Here is a 24,246-nt window from a genome sequence, read left to right on the forward strand (position 1 = left end):
ACATTCTTCAACGTCACGCCCAGAATTGAGTATTATTGTGCCAGGTTGTCGTAAAGGAAATTCCTGATGAAGCAAATTCGTATGCTGGCGCAGTACTATGTTGATCTAATGATGAAATTGGGTCTGGTGCGCTTTTCGCTGCTTTTGGCGTTAGCGCTCGTTGTGCTGGCAATTGTCGTGCAGATGGCGGTCACTATGGTGCTGCATGGCCGGGTCGAACAGATCGACGTCATCCGCTCCATCTTCTTTGGTTTATTAATCACTCCCTGGGCCGTCTATTTTCTGTCGGTGGTGGTCGAGCAACTGGAGGAGTCACGCCAGCGGCTTTCCCGGCTGGTGCAAAAGCTGGAGGAGATGCGCGAGCGCGACCTTAAGCTCAACGTTCAGTTAAAAGATAATATCGCGCAGTTGAATCAGGAGATCGCCGATCGCGAAAAGGCGGAAGCTGAACGTCAGTCGACCTTTGAACAGCTGAAAGTGGAGATCAAAGAGCGCGAGGAAGCGCAAATTCAGCTTGAGCAACAGTCTTCTTTTCTGCGGTCATTCCTTGATGCATCTCCGGACCTGGTTTTTTATCGCAACGAAGATAAAGAATTTTCCGGCTGTAACCGGGCGATGGAGCTGCTGACCGGCAAAAGTGAAAAGCAATTGGTGCACTTAAAGCCTGCTGATGTTTATTCGCCGGAAGCGGCAGAAAAAGTCATTGAAACCGATGAAAAAGTGTTCCGCCATAACGTGTCGTTGACCTACGAACAGTGGCTGGACTACCCGGACGGACGGAAAGCCTGTTTTGAAATCCGCAAAGTGCCGTACTACGACCGCGTGGGTAAACGCCACGGTCTGATGGGCTTTGGCCGTGATATTACTGAGCGGAAGCGTTACCAGGATGCCCTTGAGCGCGCCAGCCGCGACAAAACCACCTTTATCTCCACTATTAGCCATGAGCTTCGTACGCCGCTGAACGGCATCGTCGGCCTGAGCCGCATTCTGCTCGACACCGACCTGACCGCCGAGCAGGAAAAATACCTGAAAACGATCCATGTTTCCGCCGTGACGCTTGGGAATATTTTCAACGATATCATTGACATGGATAAGATGGAGCGGCGAAAAGTCCAGCTCGATAATCAGCCGGTGGATTTCACCAGCTTTATGGCCGACCTGGAAAACCTCTCCGGTCTGCAGGCGCAGCAGAAAGGGCTGCGTTTTGTGCTGGAGCCGACGCTGCCGCTGCCGCATAAGGTGGTGACCGACGGTACGCGTCTGCGCCAGATTCTGTGGAATCTGATCAGCAACGCGGTGAAATTTACCCAGCAGGGGCAGGTGACGGTGCGGGTTCGCTATGACGAAGGCGATATCCTGCATTTTGAGGTGCAGGACTCCGGCATCGGTATTCCGCAGGATGAGCAGGATAAAATCTTCGCCATGTATTATCAGGTGAAAGACAGCCACGGCGGTAAACCGGCCACCGGCACCGGGATTGGTCTGGCGGTTTCCCGTCGTCTGGCGAAGAACATGGGCGGCGATATCACCGTGTCCAGCCAGCCGGGGAAAGGTTCCACCTTTACGCTGACCGTGCATGCGCCCGCCGTCGCGGAAGAAGTGGAAGACGCGTTTGAAGAGGACGATCTGCCGCTGCCGGCGCTGCATGTGCTGCTGGTGGAAGATATCGAACTCAATGTCATTGTGGCGCGTTCGGTGCTGGAAAAACTCGGTAATAGCGTAGACGTGGCAATGACGGGCAAAGCGGCGCTGGAGATGTTCACGCCGGGCGAGTATGACCTGGTGCTGCTTGACATCCAACTGCCGGACATGACCGGTCTTGATATCTCCCGTGAGCTGACCAAACGCTATTCGCGTGAAGATCTGCCGCCGCTGGTGGCGCTGACCGCGAACGTTCTGAAAGATAAACAAGAGTATCTGGATGCCGGAATGGATGACGTGTTGAGCAAGCCGCTGTCGGTTCCGGCATTAACCGCGATGATCAAGAAGTACTGGGACACGCAAAACGAGGAGGAGAGCACGGTGACACCTGAAGAAAGCAGTAAATCACAAGCGCTGTTAGATATTCCGATGCTGGAACAGTATATCGAGCTGGTGGGGCCGAAGCTGATTACCGATGGCCTCGCCGTGTTTGAAAAGATGATGCCGGGCTATTTGAGCGTGCTGGAGTCCAATCTGACGGCGCGCGACAAAAAAGGCGTGGTGGAAGAAGGACATAAAATCAAAGGCGCCGCTGGCTCTGTCGGTCTGCGTCATTTGCAACAGTTGGGGCAGCAGATCCAGTCTCCGGATCTCCCGGCCTGGGAGGATAACGTCGGCGAATGGATAGAAGAGATGAAGCAGGAGTGGCAGCACGACGTGGCGGTGCTGAAAGCCTGGGTGGCGGCGAACGGCGGAAAAAAATGACCCCGGCTTGACCGGGGTGCGCGAATACTGCGCCAACACCAGGGAAATCGTGGCTGCGCCGTAAGTTATACTCATTATCTCAAAAGGCGCAGCGCTCATTTTCAGGCCGCACGCAGATAAGATAGCAAATCTTAAATGTTTTGTTACATGAATCAGTTAAATGTGTGAAGCGCGGCAGTGTAATCACAATTATTAATGCGCTTCATACGAAGGGAAAAGGACATTTTGCATGAAGAAAATTGGCGTAGTGCTCAGCGGATGCGGCGTCTATGACGGTGCGGAAATTCATGAAGCGGTGCTGACTTTGCTGGCGATTGCCCGTAGCGGCGCGCAGGCCGTTTGCTTTGCGCCGGATAAGCCCCAGGCCGATGTGGTTAACCATGTGACGGGAGAGTCGATGGCGGAAACCCGCAATGTGCTGATCGAGGCGGCCCGCATTACGCGTGGTGAGATACGCCCGCTTTCGCAAGCCGTTTCTGCTGAACTGGATGCGCTGATCGTTCCTGGCGGCTTTGGCGCGGCTAAAAATTTGAGCACCTTCGCCAGCCAGGGCCGTGAATGTCAGGTTGACGCAGATCTTGCGGCGCTGGCTGTCGCCATGCATCAGTCGGGGAAACCGCTCGGCTTTATGTGCATTGCCCCGGCGATGCTGCCGAAAATCTTCGGCTTCCCGCTGCGGTTGACCATTGGTACCGACATTGATACCGCAGAAGTACTGGAAGATATGGGCGCAGAGCATGTGCCATGCCCGGTTGATGATATTGTCGTCGATGAAGACCATAAAATTGTCACTACACCGGCGTATATGCTGGCGCAGAATATCGCCGAGGCAGCGTCTGGCATTGAAAAACTGGTGTCGCGCGTGCTGGTTCTGACGGAATGAAAAAAGGCATCACCGCGTTTCTGCGGCGTCTGGTTCTGCGCATTATTCTGGTGCTCGCGGTATTCTGGGGCGGCGGCATTGCGCTGTTCAGCGTGGCGCCGGTGCCGTTTTCCGCGGTTATGGCGGAGCGCCAGATTAGCGCGTGGCTACAGGGGGATTTCGGCTATGTCGCCCATTCCGACTGGGTGAATATGAATGAAATCTCCCCCTGGATGGGGCTGGCGGTGATTGCCGCTGAAGATCAGCACTTCCCGGCGCACTGGGGGTTTGACGTCGCCGCGATTGAAAAAGCGCTGTCGCACAATGAGCGCAACGAGAACCGCATACGCGGCGCCTCTACGCTGTCACAGCAAACGGTCAAGAATCTCTTTTTATGGGACGGGCGAAGCTGGCTGCGTAAAGGTCTGGAGGCGGGTCTGACGCTGGGTGTCGAGACCGTCTGGAGCAAGAAGCGGATCCTGACGGTGTATCTGAATATCGCCGAATTCGGCGAAGGAATATTTGGCGTGGAGGCCGCGGCACAGCGCTATTTCGGTAAGCCCGCCAGCCGGTTGACGCAGTCGGAAGCGGCGCTGCTCGCGGCTGTGTTGCCTAATCCGCTGCGCTATAATGCCGCCGCGCCGTCCGGGTATGTCCGTAGCCGTCAGGCATGGATACTGCGTCAGATGCGGCAGTTGGGTGGCGAGTCGTTTATGACCCGCAACGCGTTGTATTAAACGTTTTAAGCCTCGCGGGAAGAGAGCGCCAGACCTGCGGACTCTTTTGGCGCCGCGCTTCTTTCCAGCGCCAGTGCCAATGCCGGTTGGGCAATAAACCGCTGCCACAAACGTTCCTGTTTGCGCTGGCAAAACCATTTCGACCAGCTGGCCAGCGGGATCAGCGTTCCTTCACCAATGTTATCGCACACGACGGGCACCACCTCGGATTCACTGATGCGATGGCAGAGGATATTCTGCGGCTTCAGCGTCATGGTCACGATATGGTTGTCACGCAGATAGCGCTTCAGCTTCTTCAGTAATTGACGCAAAACGGCAACGTCATCCTCGTAACGACACTGTTTAGCAAATTCAGTGAGCGTCACAGACGGTTTGCCATCGTAATCGGCAATCACATCGTATACATATCCTGTACCGCAGTCGGTCTCCACCGTGCCGTAATAGCGCGGGATCCCGCTCCAGTCCTGCAAATAGCGAGAGAGACGCGCGTAGTATTTCAGTTCGCGCTGTGTCTCTTTATCGCCGCCGTGGCCGCCGTTATAGACAATCTTGATACAGCGCCGGGCATCATCCGGATGCGCATAACATTTACGATGTCGTCCGGTGCCCAGGGGTGTCTGATCGGATAGACGAATCATGAGAGTATCCTGGAAATATTTACTGACAATAATCCAGTATGGACAACCAAAGTAAATGAAACCTAAACGAGCGGCCTTAAGGTTTTCTTAAGGTTATTCTTAGAGAAAAAAGCGCACAAAATGTACAAACGGAGAGCGTGAGAATAAAAAAAACGCCGGGTGGCGTTTTCTGTGAAGATCTTAATTGCGGTCAACCGGAGACTTAGTCTTCGTCGAATCCTGAATTGAACAAGGCGATCACCGCAGCCAGCGCCTCGACTTCCTGCGGGCCTGAGGCTTCAATTTCAATCTGGCGGCCTTTCGCCGAGTCCAGCATCAGCAGCGCAATGACGCTGTTGGCTTCGGCTTCGGTGCCTTCATCGTTACGTAACAGAACTTCGGCGTCAAACCCCTGCATTAATTCGAAAAGCTTCATCGCAGGCCGGGCATGCATGCCCAGCTTGTTGGTGACTTCCACAGTTTGCTTCACGGTCATGTTTTGCGTTTTTCCAGCGTACGATGGCGCGACTGTACGTTTTTACCGCGCGAGCGGAAGTAGTCTGCCAGCTGTTCTGCAATATACACCGAACGGTGCTTCCCGCCGGTACAGCCGATGGCTACGGTCAGATAGCTACGGTTGTTGGTTTCCAGCATCGGTAACCATAGCTCAAGATAGCTGCGCGTCTGGTAAATAAAATTGTGTACTTCTGTGTGCCTGTCGAGAAAAGCGGCAACGGGTTTGTCGAGACCGGTCATGGGGCGTAGCTTCGGGTCCCAGTGCGGGTTTGGCAGAAAGCGCACGTCGAAAACATAGTCGGCATCAATCGGGATGCCGTGCTTAAAGCCAAAGGACTCAAACACCATCGTCAGTTCGCGCTCGCGTTTCCCCAGTAATCGGGTGCGTAGCATTTCCGCCAGCTCATGTACCGACATTTCTGAAGTATCGACAATCAGGTCGGCGCGGGAGCGTAGCGGCTCCAGCAGGTCGCTTTCCTGATCGATCGCGCTTTCCAGGGAGAGGTTTTTACTGGAAAGAGGATGCAGACGACGTGTATCGCTGTAACGGCGAATCAGGGTGTTGCGATCGGCGTCAAGGAACAGCAACTGCGGTGAGAACGCATCGGGCAGGTTGTTCATCGCCTGCTCGAAGATCTCCGGGGATTCAGGCATGTTGCGCACGTCAATACTGACGGCTGCCGAGATCTGGCGTTCGGCAAGCGTGCGAGCCAGATCGGGCAACAGCACCACGGGAAGGTTATCCACGCAGTAAAAACCCATATCTTCCAGCGCCCGCAGGGCGACAGATTTACCTGACCCTGAACGACCGCTGACGATCATCAGTACCATGTACTGTTTCTCCTCACCACGTCAAAAGGGGAGTGTTTTACGCGCTTACTCATCATCCTGGCGACCTTCTGTGTCAGTGATGATTTGATACAGCTCTTCATCGCTTTGCGCAGCGCGAAGCCGGCGACAAATGGTTTTATCCGCCAGACGCTTGGCGACTAAAGACAGCGTGTGCAGATGCGTTTTGGTTTGATCCGCGGGCACCAGCAGGGCAAAGAGCAGATCCACCGGTTGATTATCGATCGCGTCGAAAGCAATCGGCGTTTCCAGTTGCACAAACACGCCTACGGCCCGCAAGGTATCTTCTTCCACTTTACCGTGTGGGATGGCGATGCCGTTGCCGATGCCGGTACTGCCCATCTTTTCCCGCGTCAGGATCGCTTCAAAAACGATCTGTGGAGGCAAACTTAGCTGCTTTGCCGCCAGTTCACTGATAATCTCCAGCGCGCGTTTTTTGCTCTGGCAATGCACGCCGCTGCGTGTACATTCCTGGTTAAGTACACTGCTCAGTTGTAGAGTTGTATCGTTATTTATCATAATTTCACCTAAGAACCTGCCCCTTCAAATGAGAAAACAGGTTCGGAGCGCTAACTGTACAAATGGCCCGTTGTTGTACACAACAGGCCGTCCTGCACCCGCTAACTGCCCGGACAATTAGTGTTGTTTCAGTTTATCTTTATGTTTGGTCAGCTGTCTTGCCAGCTTATCGATTAAGCCGTCAATGGCGGCATACATGTCCTGACCTTCCGCACTGGCGTGAATTTCGCCACCGTTGACGTGCAGGGTTGCATCCGAGATGTGGGTGACCTTCTCCACTTTCAACACAATGTAGACCTGATTGATTCTGTCGAAATACTGTTCGAGCTTCGCGAACTTGGTATTGACGAAGTCGCGCAGGGCTTCAGTGATCTCGACGTTGTTTCCAGTGATGTTGAGCTGCATAGTGTCTTCCTTATCGGTTGGGTCAAACCAGCTGTTTACGCTGATTCGACGGCGGAATGGATAAAGACTCTCGGTACTTCGCAACGGTGCGGCGCGCCACCATGATACCCTGTTCCGACAGCAAAGATGTTAACTTGCTGTCGCTCAGCGGTTTCGCGGGGTTTTCGGCCGCAATCAGCTTTTTCACCAGCGCGCGGATAGCCGTGGAGGACGCTTCGCCACCGCCTTCGGTGTTCACATGGCTGGAGAAAAAATACTTCAGTTCAAAAATGCCGCGCGGACTGTGCAGGTATTTCTGCGTGGTCACACGGGAAATGGTTGATTCGTGCATTTCGACGGCCTGGGCGATATCCGCCAGCACCATCGGTTTCATAAATTCTTCGCCCTGCTCAAAGAAGGCCTGCTGTTGCTCGACGATACAGCGGCTGACGCGCAGGAGCGTATCGTTACGGCTCTCCAGGCTTTTAATGAGCCATTTCGCGTCCTGCAAATTGCTGCGAATGTACTGACTGTCGGCATCGTTACGCCCGCCGTTACACATTGCCGCATAATGCTGATTGATCTGTAGCCGGGGGATGCTGTCGCCGTTCAGTTCGACCGTCCAGCGGCCATTGTGCTTACGCACCAGCACATCCGGAATGACGTATTCAGGTTCACTGGTCTGGATCGACTGGCCGGGCCTGGGATCGAGCGACTGGATAAAATTGACCGCCTCTTTGAGCACGTCTTCTTTCAGGCGCGTCACGCGCATCAGGGTGCGGAAGTCATGATTCGCCAGCAGATCAAGGTGATCGCTGACGATCAGCCGGGCTTCGTCGAGAAACGGGGTGGCCTTATCAAACTGGGACAGTTGGATTAGCAGACAGTCGCGCAGATCTTTCGCCGCCACGCCAACCGGATCAAAGCGCTGGATGCGTTTCAGGACCGCTTCGACCTCATCAATGTCCACCTCCTCGTCGCCCATGCTGTCGAGAATGTCTTCCAGAGAGACGGTGAGATACCCGGTGTCATCCACGGCATCAACGATGGAAGTGGCTATCGCGCGGTCTGTATCGGAGAAGGGCGTCAGCTCCACCTGCCACATCAGGTAATCCTGAAGGGACTGGGTGGTCTCGCCCTGATAAACGGGAAGCTCGTCGTCGATGTAATCTCCGCTGGTGCCGGATGGCGTACCGGCGGTATAGATCTCATCCCAACTGGCGTCGAGCGGCAGCTCTTCCGGCATCTCTTTTTGTTCGAGCGCGTCGGCGGCGTCCAGCGTTTCGCTGTCCTGCGTTTCGCGGGTTTCCACTTCATCATGAACGTCGGTTTGCTCAAGCAGCGGATTGCTTTCCAGCGCCTGTTGCAGCTCCTGCTGAAGTTCCAGCGTGGACAGCTGCAGCAGACGGATAGCCTGCTGAAGTTGCGGCGTCATCGCCAATTGTTGGCTGAGCCTGAGTTGCAAACCTTGCTTCATGTTCAGAGTCGTTTTCCCCCGCTATAACGTCGCGAACTTCTACCCTATCAGAGTCTGAAGTCTTCCCCAAGGTATACGCGCTTAACGTGTTCATCCTGGAGAATTTCCGTTGGCGTGCCGTGGGCGATCAGATGTCCCTGGCTGACGATATAGGCGCGTTCACATACTGCCAGCGTTTCACGGACGTTATGGTCGGTGATCAGAACGCCCAGGCCGCTGTCGCGCAGGTGCTCAATGATACGTTTGATGTCGATGACGGAGATCGGGTCAACGCCCGCAAACGGTTCATCAAGCAGGATAAATTTCGGGTTTGCGGCCAGCGCGCGGGCGATCTCGACACGGCGGCGTTCGCCCCCGGAAAGCGACTGTCCCATGCTGTCGCGCAGGTGCTCAATGTGAAATTCTTCCATCAGCTCGTTGGCGCGATCTTCGCGTTGCTCGCTGGTAAGATCGTCGCGAATTTGCAGTACCGCCATCAGGTTATCGAACACGCTCAGGCGGCGGAAGATCGATGCTTCCTGCGGCAGATAGCCAATACCGCGGCGCGCGCGGGCGTGCAGCGGCAGCAAACTGATGTCTTCATCATCAATGATGATGTTACCGGCGTCGCGCGGCACAATGCCGACCACCATATAGAATGTGGTGGTTTTACCCGCGCCGTTAGGCCCGAGCAGACCGACAATTTCGCCTGAGTTAACGGTCAGACTGACATCTTCCACGACGCGGCGGCCTTTGTAGGCCTTCGCCAGATTCTTTGCAGTTAATGTTGCCATAACGAATTAGTTACTCTTTTTCTGAGCCGGAGCCTGGTCTTTATTTTTGTCCTGTAGCTGGGACGGTACCAGAACGGTGGTCACGCGCTTGCCTTTCTCGCTGAACGCCTGCATTTTTTGCTCTTTCACCAGATAGGTAATCTTGTCGCCGGTGATGTTGCTGTCGAGCTGTTCCAGGTAAGCATTGCCGGTAAGCACGACGAAGTCTTTCGCCAGCTCGTAGTGCATCTTCGAGGCGCGGCCTTTGACCGGCTTCCCGTTGTCCTGCATTTGATAGAAAGTGGCCGGGTTGCCGAAGCCGTCAATGACCTCTTTGCCTTCTTCGCCGCCCGGGCGGGTCACGACAACTTTATCGGCGTTGATTTTAATGGTGCCCTGGGTCACGACGACATTGCCGGTGAAGGTGACGACGTTACCTTGCATATCCAGAGACTGCTGGTCCGACTCGATATGGATCGGCTGCTCGGTATCGCCGGTGACGGCGAACGCTGGAATGCTGGCGGCCAGAAGGGCGCTGGCAAGCACAAGATTAAGGCTGAGTTTGTTTGTTTTGAATTTCATAGGAGGTTCTAACCTTTTCAATCAGCTCGGCGTTCTTGCTGCGTAAGTTGCCGCGCATTTTCAGTCCGCTGGAGTTAAATGTTGTTCCGTATAACGTGACAAGATCCTCAGACGTGACATCCTGCGTCACGAGGTTGATCTGCGCGTTATCGGTGGTAATTTTGCGAAGTTGAGCGTCAGGCACCAGCGCGTTGACTTCAACGTGACCATACAGATACAGCATCCGATCGTCGGTCAGCTTGGCTTTATCCGCCTTGATTGACCACGTAGGGACCTTGTCCTTATCAAAGGTGGTTAATACCGGTTGAGTAAACCACGAAATGGCTTCATCCGAGAAATACTCAACGTTCTGCGCAATTAAACGATAGCTCAGCGCGCCTTCCGGGCTGTACACGACGGTATCGGTATGCTCGCTCTTATAAGTGGGATCGCTCGTGTTCACCACCACCTGCGCGGTATCGTCTTTATCGGCCAGATTAATACCAATCAGCACCAGCACGGCCAACGACAGTAGAATGATAACCCAACGTCTGGCTTTACTCATATCGATTGCCCTTTGGCCTCATCAAGCTTACCCTGCGCCAGCAGGAGTAAATCGCACACTTCCCGTACCGCACCGCGTCCGCCAGCGATTTTCGTGACGTAATCCGCGCGCGGAATCAGTAACGGATGCGCATCCGCGACCGCGACGCTCAGGCCGATTTTTTCCATCACTGGCCAGTCGATCAGGTCATCGCCGACGTACGCCACGTTTTCCGGAGCAATCGCCAGCTTATCCAGCAGATCGTGAAACGCCAGCAGCTTGTCAGACTGGCCCTGATACAGATGGGTGATCCCCAGGGTGGCGCAGCGATCTTCTACCAGTTTAGCCTTTCGCCCGGTAATAATGGCAACGTCGATATCAGACGTCAGCGCACAGCGGATGCCGTAACCGTCGCGTACGTTAAAGGCTTTCAGCTCTTCACCGTTGTTACCCATGTAAATCAGCCCATCCGACAGCACGCCGTCGACGTCAAGAATCAGCAGCCGAATGTTCTCTGCTTTGGCGATGACTTCAGCGCTAACGGGGCCATAACAGGTCGCAAGCGACGCACCTGCTTTACTCATTTCTTTTATCCTTGAATTGCTACACAACGCCTGCACGCAGGAGATCATGCATATGTAACACACCGAGTAACTGGTCGCCATCGGCAACCATTACTGAGGTGATATGGCGGGACTGCATTAAGTTCAGCGCATCGACCGCCAGAATCCCGGGACGCACGCGGATACCGCCCGGCGTCATCACGTCGGCGATACCTAACTGGCGTACGTCAACGCCCATATCAAAGACGCGACGTAAATCGCCGTCGGTGAAGATACCGTCGATCTTCATCGCATCGTCGCAAATCACGGTCATACCGAGATTTTTACGGGTGATTTCCAGCAACGCCTCGCGCAGGCTGGCGTCTTTGCGTACATGGGGGATTTCATCCCCGGTATGCATAATATCGTTAACGCGCAGTAAAAGTTTACGCCCCAGCGCGCCGCCCGGATGAGACAACGCGAAATCCTCGGCGGTAAACCCGCGCGCTTTTAACAATGCCACCGCCAGCGCATCGCCCATGACTAATGTGGCCGTGGTGCTGCTGGTCGGTGCCAGCCCCAATGGGCAGGCCTCTTTCGGTACTTTAACACACAGATGCACATCCGCGGCACGCGCCATGCTGCTTTCTGGCCGGCCAGTGATACAGATGAGCTGCACCTGGAGGCGTTTGAGGACGGGAATTAACGCGGCAATCTCGCTGGATTCGCCGGAGTTGGAGATGGCAATCACCACATCCTGCGAGGTTACCATGCCGAGATCGCCATGGGCGGCTTCACCCGGATGCACAAAAAAGGAGGACGTGCCGGTGCTGGCGAACGTCGCGGCCATTTTGCGTCCGATATGCCCCGATTTTCCCATGCCCATGACTACCACTTTGCCAGTGCAGTTGAACATCTTCTCACAGGCGAGGGTGAAGTCCTGATTGATATACTGATCAAGCTCCGCCAGGCCTTCACGTTCAATCGCCAGGACCTCTTTACCGGCCTGCTGAAAGTCAAAACCCGGTTGTAACGCTAAGTGCGACATAATCTGTTTCCAGTTATCCAACGAGGAGCGGCGACAGCCAATACAACATCGCCAGCCATATGATAAAACCGCCGGTCAGCAGTACGCCCGCGCCGCGACCGGACTGGCGGGGGCGCCGCCAGCAGAGTAATGCAAAGATGACGCTTACCAGTAGCATCACGCTGTAATCGCGGCTAAACGCCAGCGGGTTGACCTCGCCGGGCGTCAGCAGCGCGGGCAGGCCAAGGACCAGAGCGAGATTAAAAATGTTCGCCCCAATAATATTGCCTACCGCGATATCGTTCTCACCTTTACGCACGCCGGCAATCGCGGTCGCCAACTCCGGCAGACTGGTGCCGATAGCGATAACCGTCAGGCCGATGGTCAGTTCGCTCATCGCAAAGTAATTGGCAATAACGGTGGCGTTATCAACCACCATGCGGGTGGCCATCGGCATTATGATAAGCGCGATGCCCAGCCATAAAAACGCCACCGGCAGCCCGCCTTCGCGCGGTAGCTCCGCCAGTTGTTCGCGGGTGAGGCTGTCATTGCCCTGGCGTTCGGCCAGACGGGCGATTTTAACAATGAACAGCAGCCATAACACCGCTAACAACAGCAAAAATATGCCATCGCTACGGCTTAGCTGACCGTCGTAAAGTACGGAACCGGCCACTACGCTGACCAGCAACATTAACGGTAATTCGCGACGCAGAATATCGGAATGCACGGTAAAGGGGTGGATCAGCGCGGCAAGCCCCAGGATCAACAGGATATTGGTGATATTGGATCCGATCGCGGTGCCAACGGCGAGATCCAGCTGCCCGTGCAGGGAGGCGGCGAGCGAAACGATGATCTCTGGTAACGACGTGCCGATACTGACCACCGTCATGCCGATGATCAGCGGCGGGACCCCCAACGTTCGGCATAAAATAGACGCGGCGAACACCAGACGGTCGGCGCCGTAGACGACCAGAAGTAAACCAATAATTAACAGCGCCGTTGCTAAAAGCATCTAAAGTCCTTTCTTCAGGTATACTCGCCGGTCACCGGGATCCTCTGGAAACCGTAACGAAGTCTTAATTTTGACTTTATGCAGCTAAAAAGTAAAACAAATGCCAGCTTTAGCTAACCAGGGCAGGTAATATTCTGTAAATATGTTGGGTTCATGGCGCCATTCAACGCCATGCTTTGATCAACACGTAATACAAAGGATGAATGAATGGGTGAGTCTGCGGCGAATTTAGTCGATATGCGCGACGTCAGCTTTACGCGTGGCGACCGCTGCATCTTCGATAATATCTCCCTGACGGTGCCGCGTGGAAAGATCACCGCGATCATGGGACCATCGGGCATCGGTAAAACGACGCTCCTGCGCCTGATCGGTGGTCAAATTTCCCCAGACAAGGGCGAGATCCTGTTTGATGGCGAGAATATTCCCGCCATGTCGCGTTCGCGGCTCTACACGGTACGTAAACGGATGAGTATGCTGTTTCAGTCGGGCGCGCTCTTTACCGACATGAACGTTTTCGATAACGTCGCCTATCCGCTGCGCGAACATACCACGCTGCCCGCGCCGTTACTGAAAAGTACGGTCATGATGAAGCTCGAAGCGGTCGGTCTGCGCGGGGCGGCCAGACTGATGCCGTCCGAACTCTCCGGCGGGATGGCCCGGCGCGCCGCGCTGGCGCGCGCTATCGCGCTGGAACCGGACCTTATCATGTTCGATGAACCGTTCGTGGGGCAGGACCCCATCACGATGGGCGTACTGGTTAAATTGATCTCTGAATTAAACAGCGCGCTGGGCGTCACCTGCGTGGTGGTTTCTCACGATGTGCCTGAAGTCCTGAGCATTGCCGATCACGCCTGGATCATGGCGGACAAGAAAATTGTCGCTCACGGTAGTGCGCAAGGACTACAGGAGAACGCCGATCCGCGCGTCCGTCAATTCCTGGACGGTATTGCCGACGGGCCGGTCCCGTTCCGCTATCCGGCGGGCGATTATCATTCTGATCTACTCGGAACAGGGAGTTAAGCCACACATGCTGTTAAATGCACTGGCGACGCTGGGACACAAAGGTATCAAAACCGTCAGCTCGTTTGGGCGCGCCGGGTTAATGTTATTCAATGCGCTGGTCGGCAAACCGGAATTTCGTAAACATGCGCCGCTGTTGGTGCGCCAACTCTATAATGTCGGCGTCCTGTCGATGCTTATCATTCTGGTGTCGGGCGTGTTTATCGGCATGGTGCTGGGGCTACAGGGGTATCTGGTGCTCACCACCTACAGCGCGGAAACCAGCCTTGGCATGCTGGTGGCGCTGTCGCTGCTGCGTGAGCTTGGCCCGGTTGTCGCGGCGCTGCTGTTTGCCGGACGCGCGGGTTCCGCGTTAACCGCGGAAATCGGTCTGATGCGCGCCACCGAGCAGTTGTCCAGTATGGAAATGATGGCAGTTGATCCGCTACGCCGGGTGATTTCGCCGCGCTTCTGGGCTGGCGTGATTTCGCTGCCGCTGCTAACCATTCTGTTTGTCGCGGTCGGTATCTGGGGCGGCTCCCTGGTCGGCGTAAGCTGGAAAGGGATCGACCCGGGATTCTTCTGGTCGGCGATGCAAAACGCCGTCGACTGGCGTCTCGACCTGGTGAACTGTTTGATTAAAAGCGTGGTGTTCGCCATCACCGTAACATGGATTGCATTATTCAATGGATATGATGCGATCCCGACCTCGGCAGGGATCAGCCGGGCTACCACACGCACCGTTGTGCACTCGTCGCTGGCCGTTCTGGGCCTGGATTTTGTGCTGACCGCTTTGATGTTTGGGAATTGAGTTCATGCAAACGAAAAAAAATGAAATTTGGGTGGGGATTTTCTTATTAGCGGCGCTGCTGGCGGCGCTGTTTGTCTGCCTGAAAGCGGCAAACGTAACGTCGATGCGCACAGAGCCGACCTACACGATTTATGCGACCTTCGATAATATCGGCGGCCTGAAAGTGCGCTCGCCGGTGCGCATTGGCGGGGTGGTCGTGGGACGCGTCGCGGATATTTCGTTAGATCCGAAAACTTATTTACCGCGCGTCACGCTGGATATCGAAGAACGTTATAACCACATTCCTGACACCAGCTCGTTGAGCATCCGGACCTCCGGTTTGCTGGGCGAACAATATCTGGCGCTGAACGTCGGTTTTGAGGACCCGGAGCTGGGAACGTCTATCCTCAAAGATGGCGGCACGATTCAGGACACTAAATCCGCGATGGTGCTGGAAGATATGATTGGTCAGTTCCTTTACAACAGTAAGGGGGATGACAATAAGAATTCTGGCGATGCGCCAGCGCCGGCCGAAGGCAATAATGACGCTAACGGGCCTGCGGGCACAACGAATTAATCTCAGGAGATTCGACATATGTTTAAACGATTGATGATGGTGGCTCTGCTGGTGATTGCACCACTGACCGCCGCCACTGCAGCCGATCAAACTAACCCGTACAAGCTGATGAACGAAGCGGCGCAGAAAACGTTCGACAGACTAAAAAATGAACAACCGAAAATCCGTTCGAATCCGGACTACCTGCGCGACGTCGTCGATCAGGAACTGCTGCCGTATGTGCAGGTGAAATATGCGGGCGCGCTGGTGCTGGGCCGTTACTACAAAGAAGCGACCCCCGCGCAGCGCGAAGCCTATTTCGCCGCGTTCCGTGAATACCTGAAGCAGGCTTACGGACAGGCGCTGGCGATGTACCACGGTCAGACTTACCAGATTGCGCCTGAACAACCGCTGGGCGATGCGACGATCGTGCCGATCCGCGTCACCATTATCGATCCTAACGGTCGCCCGCCGGTGCGCCTCGACTTTCAGTGGCGTAAAAACACCCAGACGGGCAACTGGCAGGCCTATGACATGATCGCCGAAGGCGTCAGCATGATCACCACTAAACAAAACGAGTGGAGCGACCTGCTGCGAACCAAAGGGATCGACGGCCTGACCGCGCAACTGAAATCTATCGCACAGCAGAAAATCACGCTGGATGAGAAGAAGTAATGACGCAGTCACTCAGTTGGACGCGTAAAGGCGATACGCTGGCGCTGATGGGAGAGCTTGATCAGGACGTGGTAAATCCGCTATGGGATGCGCGCGTTGAGGCAATGCAAGGCGTCACCTGTATCGACCTGAGCCAGATTTCCCGTGTCGATACCGGTGGGCTGGCGCTGCTGCTCCATCTTATCGATCAGGCAAAAAAGCAGGGCACCCGTGTTTCGTTGCAGGGGGTGAACGATAAAGTTTACACCCTGGCGCAGCTGTATAATCTGCCTGAGGACGTTCTTCCTCGCCTGTAATTTGCGCCGGGTAGCTTACTGGCTATCCGGCCTTTTCCTGTCGTTCTGATCACCGCGTTAGCGTCACCATCAGGCAACTTTACGTTGATCGCCCTTTTGCTTATTTATGACAGCGCAACTTTGCTCTAAGATGTTGGGCTGTTTTCACTATCTGACGAATATAGAGCCCATGGAAAATAATGAAATCCAGAGCGTGCTGATGAACGCACTCTCCCTCCAGGAAGTCCACGTCTCCGGCGATGGCAGTCACTTTCAGGTTATTGCCGTGGGTGAGATGTTTGACGGTATGAGCCGGGTGAAGAAACAGCAGACCATCTATGCCCCGCTGATGGAGTATATTGCGGACAACCGCATTCATGCTCTGTCCATCAAAGCGTATACCCCCGCAGAGTGGGCGCGCGATCGCAAACTTAACGGTTTTTGAGCTACGGGAGAAATACCGGTAGCGACGATGAATTTTAACTGAGAACAACATCATGGATAAATTTCGTGTACAGGGGCCAACGAAGCTCCAGGGCGAAGTCACCATTTCAGGTGCAAAAAACGCCGCACTGCCGATCCTCTTTGCGGCGCTGCTGGCGGAAGAACCGGTCGAGATCCAGAACGTCCCGAAACTGAAAGATGTGGATACGTCCATGAAGCTGCTGAGCCAGCTTGGCGCCAAAGTGACGCGTAACGGCTCTGTGCACATTGATGCGCGCGACGTCAACGTATTCTGCGCGCCGTATGATTTGGTGAAAACCATGCGCGCGTCGATCTGGGCGCTGGGGCCGCTGGTCGCCCGTTTTGGTCAGGGCCAGGTTTCACTGCCGGGCGGCTGTACTATCGGCGCACGTCCGGTTGACCTGCATATCACCGGTCTTGAGCAACTGGGTGCGACCATTAAGCTGGAAGAAGGTTATGTGAAGGCCTCTGTCGACGGACGACTGAAAGGCGCGCATATCGTGATGGATAAAGTCAGCGTTGGCGCGACGGTCACCATCATGTGCGCAGCGACCCTTGCGGAAGGCACCACCATTATTGAAAACGCCGCGCGTGAGCCGGAAATTGTCGATACGGCGAATTTCCTGGTGACGCTGGGGGCGAAGATCTCCGGTCAGGGGACCGATCGGATTACGATCGAAGGCGTTGAACGTCTGGGCGGCGGCGTGTACCGCGTACTGCCGGACCGTATCGAAACCGGCACCTTCCTGGTCGCGGCGGCTATCTCTCGCGGTAAGATCATCTGCCGCAACGCGCAGCCGGATACGCTGGACGCCGTGTTGGCGAAGCTGCGCGACGCCGGTGCGGATATCGAAGTGGGCGAAGACTGGATCAGCCTCGACATGCATGGCAAACGCCCGAAAGCGGTAAATGTGCGTACGGCGCCGCATCCGGCGTTCCCGACCGATATGCAGGCGCAGTTTACGCTGCTGAACCTGGTGGCGGAAGGCACGGGCTTCATTACTGAAACCGTGTTTGAAAACCGTTTTATGCATGTGCCGGAGCTGAGTCGTATGGGCGCGCATGCGGAAATCGAAAGCAATACCGTGATTTGCCACGGCGTCGATAAACTTTCCGGCGCCCAGGTGATGGCAACCGACCTGCGTGCTTCTGCAAGCCTCGTGCTGGCAGGATGTATTGCAGAAGGAACCACAGTGGTTGATCGTATTTATCATATCGATCGCGGTTACGAGCGCATTGAAGATAAACTGCGTGCGCTGGGCGCGAACATCGAGCGCGTAAAAGGCGAGTAATTCGGACGCTTTCGTCACGAATAAACAGGTAGCCCCATCGCGAAAGGGGCTACCGTTCTGCCGTGTCACTCGGTGCCTGGCTTCTCCCGACGCGACGCTCTCATCAGGCGCGTTCTGTCGATGAATTCGTGCGTTTTGGCGTCGTGATAGCGCGACGGCCAGATCACCCACGGTTCCGTTCCCAGCGCTTTGGCAATAATCAGTTCGCCTTTCGGCCACGGTCGGGTTAAGGCATTGGCCAGCGTCGAAGAACTTAATCCGTTTCTGCGCGATTCAGCCGCCATTGATGTCCCTCTTTTGCGTAATCCCGCGATGATATCAGCGGGATGCCAGTCGATCAGTTTGCTCTCCATTTTTCCCTCGCTCCTTAACTTGTTCATGGGAATTTTGAACAATAAACCTGAGAAACACACTATACGCCTCAAGAACAAATGTTCTAAAAAGTTCATGTAAAGAGAGCGAATATTCAGAATATGCCAGGAGTTATTACAGCTATTGCAAGGGGTTTATGGATGAGCAAAATAATTAAAGAAATTTACTGGAATTTATATGAATCCATCCCGCGCGATACGGGATGGAGAGGATGTGTTTAACGGTCGCGCTGGACGGCGATATGCGCGAGGCCAATCAGCGCGTCGCGCCACGGCGTGTCCGGTAGGATCTGCAGGGCGGCGATGGCCTTATCCGCTTCTTCTTCCGCGCGCTGGCGTGTCCATTCCAGCGAGCCGCAGGCGTTCATCGCATCCAGAACCGGTTCCAGAAGATGTCGGCCGTTTCCTTGTTCAATGGCGGTGCGAATCATTTGCGCTTGTTCAGGCGTACCGTGACGCATCGCATGCAGCAGGGGAAGGGTTGGCTTGCCTTCGTTCAGATCATCACCCACGTTTTTACCAAGTTGCTCGCCGTCGGCGCTGTAATCCAGCAAATCGTCAATCAACTGGAAAGCGGTGCCGAGGTAACGGCCATAGTCCTGTAACCCTTTTTCCTGCGCGCCAGTACAGCCTGCAAGGATACCGGAACATTGCGCCGCCGCTTCAAACAGGCGCGCGGTCTTGCTGTAGATGACGCGCATGTAGTTTTCTTCGGTGATGTCCGGGTCGTTAACGTTCATCAACTGCAGCACTTCGCCTTCTGCGATGACGTTAACGGCTTCGGACATCACTTCCAGTACCTTCAGCGAGCCAAGGCTGGTCATCATCTGAAACGCGCGGGTATAGATAAAGTCGCCGACCAGAACGCTGGCGGCGTTACCAAACGCGGCGTTGGCGGTGGCTTTGCCACGACGCATGTCGGATTCGTCCACCACATCGTCGTGAAGCAGGGTGGCGGTGTGGATAAACTCGATCAGCGCCGCGATAGTGACATGGGCATTTCCCTGATAACCCACGGCGCGCGCCGCGAGTACCGCAATCATCGGACGGATACGTTTTCCGCCGCCGCTCACAATGTAATAGCCCAATTGGTTGATCAACTGGACGTCGGAATTAAGCTGTTCAAGGATTGTCGCATTGACACCCGCCATATCTTGCGCGGTTAACTCGTTGATTTTTTCTAAATTCATCGCAAAAGCCGGGCTTTTCGCCCTGTTTACCTGACAGTACATCAAGGTAACTTAGGGTTTAGGGTTAGAAATAAATGCTGATTGTACTGAAAAAACGCCGCAGATAAACGTTACCATACACGTTGTGTTTTTTTTCTTCATGTATTGACTGTAGCACTTGTCAAAGGCTCACGTTTTGCGTAATATTCGCGCCCTATTGTGAATATTTATAGCGCACTCTGAATCATTCAAAAGGTGTGCGCGGAAGCGGAGTTTTTTATGTACGCGGTTTTCCAAAGTGGTGGTAAACAACACCGAGTAAGCGAAGGTCAGACCGTTCGCCTGGAAAAGCTGGACATCGCAACTGGCGAAACTGTTGAGTTCGCTGAAGTTCTGATGATCGCAAACGGTGAAGAAGTCAAAATCGGCGTTCCTTTCGTTGATGGCGGCGTAATCAAAGCTGAAGTTGTTGCTCACGGTCGTGGCGAGAAAGTTAAAATCGTTAAGTTTCGTCGTCGTAAACACTATCGTAAGCAGCAGGGCCATCGTCAGTGGTTCACTGATGTGAAAATTACTGGCATCAGCGCCTAAGACCTGAGGAGAGATTTAAATGGCACATAAAAAGGCTGGCGGCTCCACTCGTAACGGTCGCGATTCAGAAGCTAAACGCCTGGGCGTTAAGCGTTTCGGTGGCGAAACCGTTCTGGCGGGTAGCATCATCGTTCGTCAACGTGGTACCAAATTCCACGCTGGTGCTAACGTAGGTTGCGGTCGTGACCACACTCTGTTTGCTAAAGCAGACGGTAAAGTGAAATTTGAAGTTAAAGGCCCGAACAACCGTAAATACATCAGCATCGTTGCTGAGTAAGTTTTTCGTGGTCCGGTAACGGATTAAAGCCCCGCACCTGTTGCGGGGCTTTTTACATTCGACGACCGGTAAATATGCTCGTGAAACCGTTCCTTTTCGGCTCACGAGCCCTTGCAGGGAAACGGGCATGAAGCAGCAGGCTGGCATTGGCATTCTTTTGGCGCTCACCACCGCGATGTGTTGGGGGGCTTTGCCAATTGCGATGAAGCAGGTGCTGGAGGTGATGGAACCTCCTACCGTCGTGTTTTACCGTTTTTTAATGGCCAGCGTTGGTCTGGGGGCGATCCTGGCGGTGAAGCGCAAGCTGCCGCCGCTACGAATTTTCCGTAAGCCGCGCTGGTTGGTGCTGTTGGCGATTGCCACCGGCGGGCTTTTTGGTAATTTCATTCTGTTCAGCTCTTCCCTGCAATATCTTAGCCCGACAGCCTCGCAGGTTATTGGGCAACTGTCGCCGGTTGGTATGATGGTTGCCAGCGTATTTATTCTCAAAGAGAAAATGCGCGGTACGCAGATCATCGGCGCAATGATGCTGCTGAGTGGGCTGGTGATGTTCTTCAACACCAGCCTGGTCGAAATCTTTACCAAACTGACCGATTACACCTGGGGCGTCATTTTTGGCGTTGGCGCGGCGATGGTCTGGGTGAGTTATGGCGTTGCGCAAAAAGTATTATTGCGGCGTCTGGCGTCACCGCAGATCCTGTTTTTACTGTACACTTTATGTACGATAGCGCTATTGCCGCTGGCGAAGCCAGGGGTGATCGCGCAGCTCAGCGACTGGCAGCTTGCCTGTTTGATTTTCTGCGGGCTGAATACGCTGGTAGGATATGGCGCCCTGGCGGAAGCGATGGCGCGCTGGCAAGCGGCGCAGGTGAGCGCGTTAATCACGCTTACCCCGCTGTTTACCTTGTTATTTTCAGATCTTTTATCTGTGGCCTGGCCCGATTTCTTCGCCAGACCGATGTTAAACCTTTTAGGTTATCTCGGTGCGTTTGTCGTGGTTGCGGGCGCGATGTACTCCGCCATTGGTCATCGAATTTGGGGCGGATTACGCAAGCATGAACCGGTGGTATCGCAACCCCGCTCAGGCGAATGATTTACGGAGAGTAAAATGAAGTTTGTTGATGAAGCAACGATTCTGGTCGTTGCAGGCGATGGTGGTAACGGTTGTGTCAGCTTCCGTCGCGAAAAATACATCCCGAAAGGCGGCCCGGACGGCGGCGATGGCGGTGACGGCGGTGACGTCTGGCTGGAAGCGGACGAAAACCTTAACACCCTGATCGACTACCGTTTTGAGAAATCCTTCCGCGCGGAGCGTGGTCAGAATGGCGCCAGCCGTGACTGCACCGGTAAACGCGGTAAAGATGTCACCATTAAAGTGCCGGTCGGCACACGCGTGATCGATCAGGGCACTGGCGAAACCATGGGCGATATGACCAAACACGGTCAGCGTCTGATGGTGGCGAAAGGCGGCTGGCACGGTCTGGGGAATACCCGTTTTAAATCTTCCGTAAACCGTACCCCGCGTCAGAAGACCATGGGGACGCCGGGTGATAAGCGCGATCTGTTACTGGAGCTGATGCTGCTGGCTGACGTCGGTATGCTCGGTATGCCAAACGCCGGTAAATCGACCTTTATCCGCGCAGTATCGGCGGCGAAACCAAAAGTGGCGGATTATCCGTTTACCACGCTGGTGCCGAGCCTTGGCGTGGTGCGTATGGATAATGAGAAGAGCTTTGTGGTCGCGGACATCCCGGGGCTGATTGAAGGCGCTTCTGAAGGCGCAGGGTTGGGGATTCGCTTCCTGAAGCACCTTGAGCGCTGCCGTGTTCTGCTGCATCTCATCGACATCGATCCGATCGACGGTTCCGATCCGGTGGAAAACGCCCGTATCATCATCGGCGAACTGGAGAAGTACAGCCAGGATCTGGCGTCCAAGCCGCGCTGGTTAGTGTTCAACAAGATCGATCTGCTGGATAAAGCCGAAGCGGAAGAGAAAGCGAAAGCGATCGCCGACGCGTTGGGCTGGGAAGGTAAATATTATCTCATCTCTGCCGCCAGCCAACTGGGCGTGAAAGATCTCTGTTGGGATGTGATGACCTTTATCATCGAGAATCCAATCGTTCAGGCTGAAGAAGCGAAGCAGCCGGAAAAAGTCGAATTCATGTGGGATGACTACCACCGCCAGCAGCTCGCGGAAGTCGAAGACGAAGCGGAAGATGACTGGGATGACGACTGGGACGAAGAAGACGAAGAAGGCGTTGAGTTCATTTATAAGCGCTAACCTGTGTAATGCGAAGCGCCGGATGGCGCTTCGCTTCTCCGGCATTACCGCCCGCCTAGTTGTTCTGATAAATATCTTTGTACAACCGGCTTTCGAAACGCACCAGCGGAATTCGGCGGTTACGCTGCTCGGCTGGCGCAACCGCATAGCCTGACAGATACTGTACGAATGCCATACGCTGCCCGCTTGCGGTAGTGATGAACCCTGCCAGGTTATAAACGCCCTGAAGCGAACCGGTTTTCGCCGACACCTTACCATCCACTCCCGCCTGATGCAGGCCCGCCCGGTATTGCAAAGAGCCGTCATAGCCCGCCAGCGGAAGCATAGAGATGAAGTTCAGCTCGCTGTCGTGCTGGGCGATATATTGCAGCACCTGCATCATGGTCGCAGGGGCTATCAGGTTGTGGCGAGAAAGACCGGAACCATCGGCGATAATGGTATTGCCAATATCTACGCCCGCCTGCTGACGAAGGATCTGGCGTACCGCATCGGATCCGGCGCGCCAGGTGCCCGGCACGTTGAAACGGGCATGGCCAATCATGCGAAAGACGGTATCGGCAATCATGTTGTCCGACTTTTTCAGCATAATCTTAAGCAGATCGTGCAACGGGGCGGACTGTTTGCTGGCAACAATGGTTCCCGGTTCATTGACCTGCGTCTGGCGTAATAACGTTCCGCCATAACTGATACCGGCTTGTTTTAACTCGGCTTTTAAAATTGCCCCGGCATAGCTGGCGCCATCCTGAATGGCGAAGGCTAATGGCAGCGGTTCGGCACGCTGCGGCAGGCAGCCGGTTAATGTGAAGCGGTTTAAATCTCCAGGCACCACGTCCAGTTCACAGTATTGCGCCTCAGCGGAGCCGCGAGCGAGCGTACGCACCTGGCTAAAGAAGGTGACAGGATAGTAAGACGCCACGCGAATATACGCCAAATCGTTGGGTTTCTGGGCGCTATAAAGCGAAATGGAGAAGCAGTTTCGGTCCACAATCGCAGCCGCAGGCGGGGCGCTAAAGCATTGAGTCATGTCATTCCACGGCCATCCCGGCGCTTTGTCATGACTGGCAAAAATCGAGGTATCAATGAGGATATTTCCGGTAATCTGCGTGACACCTGATTTTTTCAGGTTCGCGACCATATTCCGAATATCCTGACGTTTTAACGTCGGATCGGCACCGAATCGCGCCACTAAGTCACCCTTCAAAACGCCGCCATCGACCTGGCCTTTGGTCTCCAGCGTTGTCGTAAAACGGAAGTCCGGGCCAAGCTGTATCAGCGCCGCCAGCGCGGTGATGACTTTCTGCGTGCTGGCAGGTAGGGCCATTTGCTGACTATGATAATCAATCGCGGGGGCCGGCGCGCCAACCTTCTGCACCATGAGGGCAAGATTGGCTCCGGCAGGAAGCTGGTTGATGTACTCATCAACGTTCGCGGCCTGGACGCTGAACGCTATACTGGTGGTCAATCCGATGATAAATCTGGAAAATCGCATAATCTCGCGCTAACAACCTGGAAACAAGCCGTCATACTACGGCGCAATGCCCTGGAAAGTAAACGATGACCCATAGGGAACTCCAGGGTAAAATGAGTATCAAATTGAGAATTGTAGCTGACCTGGGTTTTTGCCCGGGTCGGTATTTTTTTGCTTCTGGCTCGGGTATGACGCCATACCGGGGCAGGCTTAACAGCCGGGGTGGACCATT

At 54.6% G+C, this 24,246-nt stretch carries 29 protein-coding genes; 14 read left to right on the plus strand and 15 right to left on the minus strand.

Annotated elements, in window-relative coordinates:
• Positions 1-66: 66 nt before the first annotated feature.
• From arcB to mtgA, 3 genes are all read left to right on the plus strand, one after another.
• Positions 67-2,406, plus strand: a complete 2,340-nt coding sequence (gene arcB / locus APU02_RS20230; protein ID WP_042291921.1) for an aerobic respiration two-component sensor histidine kinase ArcB — start codon at positions 67-69, stop codon at positions 2,404-2,406.
• A gap of 229 nt (positions 2,407-2,635) precedes the next feature.
• The gene (gene elbB, locus APU02_RS20235) at positions 2,636-3,289 is read left to right on the plus strand and encodes an isoprenoid biosynthesis glyoxalase ElbB (RefSeq protein WP_042291918.1); all 654 of its coding nucleotides are present in this window, start codon (positions 2,636-2,638) and stop codon (positions 3,287-3,289) included.
• Positions 3,286-4,005, plus strand: coding sequence for a monofunctional biosynthetic peptidoglycan transglycosylase (gene mtgA / locus APU02_RS20240; RefSeq protein WP_042291915.1), 720 nt, complete (start codon positions 3,286-3,288; stop codon positions 4,003-4,005). Before elbB ends, mtgA begins: the two co-directional genes overlap by 4 nt.
• A gap of 5 nt (positions 4,006-4,010) precedes the next feature.
• On the opposite strand, the gene yrbL is transcribed toward mtgA, so the two are convergent.
• The 12 genes from yrbL to APU02_RS20300 all read right to left on the minus strand — a co-directional run bounded on the left by yrbL (position 4,011) and on the right by APU02_RS20300 (position 12,805).
• The gene (gene yrbL, locus APU02_RS20245; protein WP_042291913.1) at positions 4,011-4,643 is read right to left on the minus strand and encodes a PhoP regulatory network protein YrbL; all 633 of its coding nucleotides are present in this window, start codon (positions 4,641-4,643) and stop codon (positions 4,011-4,013) included.
• A 202-nt stretch (positions 4,644-4,845) separates the two neighbouring features.
• Positions 4,846-5,118, minus strand: coding sequence for a PTS phosphocarrier protein NPr (gene npr / locus APU02_RS20250; protein ID WP_042291909.1), 273 nt, complete (start codon positions 5,116-5,118; stop codon positions 4,846-4,848).
• Positions 5,115-5,969 carry an RNase adapter RapZ gene (gene rapZ, locus APU02_RS20255; RefSeq protein ID WP_042291907.1) on the minus strand — a complete coding sequence of 285 codons (855 nt, stop codon included), beginning with the start codon at positions 5,967-5,969 and terminating at the stop codon, positions 5,115-5,117. The genes npr and rapZ overlap by 4 nt, the downstream gene beginning before the upstream one ends.
• 45 nt (positions 5,970-6,014) lie before the next feature.
• A complete protein-coding gene (gene ptsN, locus APU02_RS20260) occupies positions 6,015-6,506 on the minus strand; it encodes a PTS IIA-like nitrogen regulatory protein PtsN (protein WP_042291903.1) in 492 nt (163 codons plus the stop codon).
• A gap of 117 nt (positions 6,507-6,623) precedes the next feature.
• Complete coding sequence (gene hpf / locus APU02_RS20265) at positions 6,624-6,911, minus strand: ribosome hibernation promoting factor (protein WP_003025078.1); 288 nt, start codon at positions 6,909-6,911, stop codon at positions 6,624-6,626.
• A 22-nt stretch (positions 6,912-6,933) separates the two neighbouring features.
• A complete protein-coding gene (gene rpoN, locus APU02_RS20270; protein WP_060571059.1) occupies positions 6,934-8,367 on the minus strand; it encodes an RNA polymerase factor sigma-54 in 1,434 nt (477 codons plus the stop codon).
• Positions 8,368-8,414: 47 nt separating this feature from the next.
• Entirely contained in the window at positions 8,415-9,140 is a 726-nt protein-coding gene (lptB, locus tag APU02_RS20275; protein WP_003025073.1) for an LPS export ABC transporter ATP-binding protein, read from the minus strand.
• 6 nt (positions 9,141-9,146) lie between these two features.
• Complete coding sequence (gene lptA / locus APU02_RS20280) at positions 9,147-9,701, minus strand: lipopolysaccharide ABC transporter substrate-binding protein LptA (RefSeq protein WP_060571060.1); 555 nt, start codon at positions 9,699-9,701, stop codon at positions 9,147-9,149.
• Entirely contained in the window at positions 9,670-10,245 is a 576-nt protein-coding gene (lptC, locus tag APU02_RS20285) for an LPS export ABC transporter periplasmic protein LptC (protein ID WP_042291892.1), read from the minus strand. Before lptC ends, lptA begins: the two co-directional genes overlap by 32 nt.
• Positions 10,242-10,808: a 3-deoxy-manno-octulosonate-8-phosphatase KdsC gene (kdsC, locus tag APU02_RS20290; RefSeq protein ID WP_042291889.1), complete on the minus strand. Its 567-nt coding sequence runs from the start codon at positions 10,806-10,808 to the stop codon at positions 10,242-10,244. Before kdsC ends, lptC begins: the two co-directional genes overlap by 4 nt.
• Before the next feature lie 19 nt (positions 10,809-10,827).
• Positions 10,828-11,814 carry an arabinose-5-phosphate isomerase KdsD gene (gene kdsD / locus APU02_RS20295; protein WP_042291887.1) on the minus strand — a complete coding sequence of 329 codons (987 nt, stop codon included), beginning with the start codon at positions 11,812-11,814 and terminating at the stop codon, positions 10,828-10,830.
• 13 nt (positions 11,815-11,827) lie between these two features.
• Positions 11,828-12,805 (minus strand): calcium/sodium antiporter, encoded by a 978-nt coding sequence (locus tag APU02_RS20300; RefSeq protein WP_042291885.1) that lies wholly within the window; start codon positions 12,803-12,805, stop codon positions 11,828-11,830.
• 207 nt (positions 12,806-13,012) lie between these two features.
• On the opposite strand from APU02_RS20300, the gene mlaF reads away from it, so the two are divergent.
• From mlaF to murA, 7 genes are all read left to right on the plus strand, one after another.
• Positions 13,013-13,825 (plus strand): phospholipid ABC transporter ATP-binding protein MlaF, encoded by an 813-nt coding sequence (gene mlaF, locus APU02_RS20305; protein ID WP_042291883.1) that lies wholly within the window; start codon positions 13,013-13,015, stop codon positions 13,823-13,825.
• A gap of 7 nt (positions 13,826-13,832) precedes the next feature.
• Positions 13,833-14,615, plus strand: a complete 783-nt coding sequence (mlaE, locus tag APU02_RS20310) for a lipid asymmetry maintenance ABC transporter permease subunit MlaE (protein WP_042291881.1) — start codon at positions 13,833-13,835, stop codon at positions 14,613-14,615.
• 4 nt (positions 14,616-14,619) lie between these two features.
• A complete protein-coding gene (gene mlaD / locus APU02_RS20315) occupies positions 14,620-15,171 on the plus strand; it encodes an outer membrane lipid asymmetry maintenance protein MlaD (protein WP_042292053.1) in 552 nt (183 codons plus the stop codon).
• An 18-nt stretch (positions 15,172-15,189) separates the two neighbouring features.
• The gene (gene mlaC / locus APU02_RS20320; RefSeq protein WP_042291878.1) at positions 15,190-15,825 is read left to right on the plus strand and encodes a phospholipid-binding protein MlaC; all 636 of its coding nucleotides are present in this window, start codon (positions 15,190-15,192) and stop codon (positions 15,823-15,825) included.
• Positions 15,825-16,121 carry a lipid asymmetry maintenance protein MlaB gene (mlaB, locus tag APU02_RS20325; RefSeq protein ID WP_042291875.1) on the plus strand — a complete coding sequence of 99 codons (297 nt, stop codon included), beginning with the start codon at positions 15,825-15,827 and terminating at the stop codon, positions 16,119-16,121. The genes mlaC and mlaB overlap by 1 nt, the downstream gene beginning before the upstream one ends.
• A 169-nt stretch (positions 16,122-16,290) precedes the next feature.
• Positions 16,291-16,545, plus strand: a complete 255-nt coding sequence (gene ibaG / locus APU02_RS20330) for a BolA family iron metabolism protein IbaG (protein WP_042291873.1) — start codon at positions 16,291-16,293, stop codon at positions 16,543-16,545.
• Between the two features lie 52 nt (positions 16,546-16,597).
• Positions 16,598-17,857, plus strand: a complete 1,260-nt coding sequence (gene murA / locus APU02_RS20335) for a UDP-N-acetylglucosamine 1-carboxyvinyltransferase (protein WP_042291871.1) — start codon at positions 16,598-16,600, stop codon at positions 17,855-17,857.
• A gap of 65 nt (positions 17,858-17,922) precedes the next feature.
• Here murA and sfsB read toward each other — a convergent pair whose 3' ends face one another.
• Together sfsB and ispB are read right to left on the minus strand one after the other, a co-directional pair.
• Positions 17,923-18,210: a DNA-binding transcriptional regulator SfsB gene (sfsB, locus tag APU02_RS20340; RefSeq protein WP_042291869.1), complete on the minus strand. Its 288-nt coding sequence runs from the start codon at positions 18,208-18,210 to the stop codon at positions 17,923-17,925.
• 236 nt (positions 18,211-18,446) lie between these two features.
• Entirely contained in the window at positions 18,447-19,418 is a 972-nt protein-coding gene (gene ispB / locus APU02_RS20345) for an octaprenyl diphosphate synthase (protein WP_042292051.1), read from the minus strand.
• Positions 19,419-19,676: 258 nt separating this feature from the next.
• Between ispB and rplU the strand changes: the two genes are divergently transcribed.
• From rplU to cgtA, 4 genes are all read left to right on the plus strand, one after another.
• On the plus strand, positions 19,677-19,988 hold the full coding sequence (gene rplU / locus APU02_RS20350; protein WP_000271401.1) for a 50S ribosomal protein L21: 312 nt from the start codon (positions 19,677-19,679) through the stop codon (positions 19,986-19,988).
• 19 nt (positions 19,989-20,007) lie between these two features.
• Complete coding sequence (gene rpmA, locus APU02_RS20355; protein ID WP_042291867.1) at positions 20,008-20,265, plus strand: 50S ribosomal protein L27; 258 nt, start codon at positions 20,008-20,010, stop codon at positions 20,263-20,265.
• Positions 20,266-20,392: 127 nt separating this feature from the next.
• The gene (locus APU02_RS20360) at positions 20,393-21,358 is read left to right on the plus strand and encodes a DMT family transporter (RefSeq protein ID WP_060571061.1); all 966 of its coding nucleotides are present in this window, start codon (positions 20,393-20,395) and stop codon (positions 21,356-21,358) included.
• Between the two features lie 15 nt (positions 21,359-21,373).
• Positions 21,374-22,546 carry an Obg family GTPase CgtA gene (gene cgtA / locus APU02_RS20365; protein ID WP_060571062.1) on the plus strand — a complete coding sequence of 391 codons (1,173 nt, stop codon included), beginning with the start codon at positions 21,374-21,376 and terminating at the stop codon, positions 22,544-22,546.
• A 55-nt stretch (positions 22,547-22,601) separates the two neighbouring features.
• On the opposite strand, the gene dacB is transcribed toward cgtA, so the two are convergent.
• Complete coding sequence (dacB, locus tag APU02_RS20370; protein WP_060571063.1) at positions 22,602-24,035, minus strand: serine-type D-Ala-D-Ala carboxypeptidase; 1,434 nt, start codon at positions 24,033-24,035, stop codon at positions 22,602-22,604.
• Between the last annotated feature and the right edge of the window lie 211 nt (positions 24,036-24,246).

This window comes from Citrobacter sp. 50677481 (assembly GCF_001463265.1).
GTDB classification, from domain to species: Bacteria; Pseudomonadota; Gammaproteobacteria; order Enterobacterales; family Enterobacteriaceae; genus Citrobacter_A; species Citrobacter_A sedlakii.

What these genes read in the sequence shown, in the direction of transcription:
- npr (WP_042291909.1), bottom strand. Translation starts at nt 5,118, where the DNA reads ATGACCGTGAAGCAAACTGTGGAAGTCACCAACAAGCTGGGCATGCAT.
- hpf (WP_003025078.1), bottom strand. Translation starts at nt 6,911, where the DNA reads ATGCAGCTCAACATCACTGGAAACAACGTCGAGATCACTGAAGCCCTG.
- rpoN (WP_060571059.1), bottom strand. Translation starts at nt 8,367, where the DNA reads ATGAAGCAAGGTTTGCAACTCAGGCTCAGCCAACAATTGGCGATGACG.
- kdsD (WP_042291887.1), bottom strand. Translation starts at nt 11,814, where the DNA reads ATGTCGCACTTAGCGTTACAACCGGGTTTTGACTTTCAGCAGGCCGGT.
- lptB (WP_003025073.1), bottom strand. Translation starts at nt 9,140, where the DNA reads ATGGCAACATTAACTGCAAAGAATCTGGCGAAGGCCTACAAAGGCCGC.
- murA (WP_042291871.1), top strand. Translation starts at nt 16,598, where the DNA reads ATGGATAAATTTCGTGTACAGGGGCCAACGAAGCTCCAGGGCGAAGTC.
- ptsN (WP_042291903.1), bottom strand. Translation starts at nt 6,506, where the DNA reads ATGATAAATAACGATACAACTCTACAACTGAGCAGTGTACTTAACCAG.
- dacB (WP_060571063.1), bottom strand. Translation starts at nt 24,035, where the DNA reads ATGCGATTTTCCAGATTTATCATCGGATTGACCACCAGTATAGCGTTC.
- APU02_RS20360 (WP_060571061.1), top strand. Translation starts at nt 20,393, where the DNA reads ATGAAGCAGCAGGCTGGCATTGGCATTCTTTTGGCGCTCACCACCGCG.
- APU02_RS20300 (WP_042291885.1), bottom strand. Translation starts at nt 12,805, where the DNA reads ATGCTTTTAGCAACGGCGCTGTTAATTATTGGTTTACTTCTGGTCGTC.
- elbB (WP_042291918.1), top strand. Translation starts at nt 2,636, where the DNA reads ATGAAGAAAATTGGCGTAGTGCTCAGCGGATGCGGCGTCTATGACGGT.
- lptC (WP_042291892.1), bottom strand. Translation starts at nt 10,245, where the DNA reads ATGAGTAAAGCCAGACGTTGGGTTATCATTCTACTGTCGTTGGCCGTG.
- mlaB (WP_042291875.1), top strand. Translation starts at nt 15,825, where the DNA reads ATGACGCAGTCACTCAGTTGGACGCGTAAAGGCGATACGCTGGCGCTG.
- mtgA (WP_042291915.1), top strand. Translation starts at nt 3,286, where the DNA reads ATGAAAAAAGGCATCACCGCGTTTCTGCGGCGTCTGGTTCTGCGCATT.
- ispB (WP_042292051.1), bottom strand. Translation starts at nt 19,418, where the DNA reads ATGAATTTAGAAAAAATCAACGAGTTAACCGCGCAAGATATGGCGGGT.
- mlaF (WP_042291883.1), top strand. Translation starts at nt 13,013, where the DNA reads ATGGGTGAGTCTGCGGCGAATTTAGTCGATATGCGCGACGTCAGCTTT.
- ibaG (WP_042291873.1), top strand. Translation starts at nt 16,291, where the DNA reads ATGGAAAATAATGAAATCCAGAGCGTGCTGATGAACGCACTCTCCCTC.
- cgtA (WP_060571062.1), top strand. Translation starts at nt 21,374, where the DNA reads ATGAAGTTTGTTGATGAAGCAACGATTCTGGTCGTTGCAGGCGATGGT.
- sfsB (WP_042291869.1), bottom strand. Translation starts at nt 18,210, where the DNA reads ATGGAGAGCAAACTGATCGACTGGCATCCCGCTGATATCATCGCGGGA.
- lptA (WP_060571060.1), bottom strand. Translation starts at nt 9,701, where the DNA reads ATGAAATTCAAAACAAACAAACTCAGCCTTAATCTTGTGCTTGCCAGC.
- rplU (WP_000271401.1), top strand. Translation starts at nt 19,677, where the DNA reads ATGTACGCGGTTTTCCAAAGTGGTGGTAAACAACACCGAGTAAGCGAA.
- mlaE (WP_042291881.1), top strand. Translation starts at nt 13,833, where the DNA reads ATGCTGTTAAATGCACTGGCGACGCTGGGACACAAAGGTATCAAAACC.
- arcB (WP_042291921.1), top strand. Translation starts at nt 67, where the DNA reads ATGAAGCAAATTCGTATGCTGGCGCAGTACTATGTTGATCTAATGATG.
- mlaC (WP_042291878.1), top strand. Translation starts at nt 15,190, where the DNA reads ATGTTTAAACGATTGATGATGGTGGCTCTGCTGGTGATTGCACCACTG.
- rpmA (WP_042291867.1), top strand. Translation starts at nt 20,008, where the DNA reads ATGGCACATAAAAAGGCTGGCGGCTCCACTCGTAACGGTCGCGATTCA.
- rapZ (WP_042291907.1), bottom strand. Translation starts at nt 5,969, where the DNA reads ATGGTACTGATGATCGTCAGCGGTCGTTCAGGGTCAGGTAAATCTGTC.
- mlaD (WP_042292053.1), top strand. Translation starts at nt 14,620, where the DNA reads ATGCAAACGAAAAAAAATGAAATTTGGGTGGGGATTTTCTTATTAGCG.
- kdsC (WP_042291889.1), bottom strand. Translation starts at nt 10,808, where the DNA reads ATGAGTAAAGCAGGTGCGTCGCTTGCGACCTGTTATGGCCCCGTTAGC.
- yrbL (WP_042291913.1), bottom strand. Translation starts at nt 4,643, where the DNA reads ATGATTCGTCTATCCGATCAGACACCCCTGGGCACCGGACGACATCGT.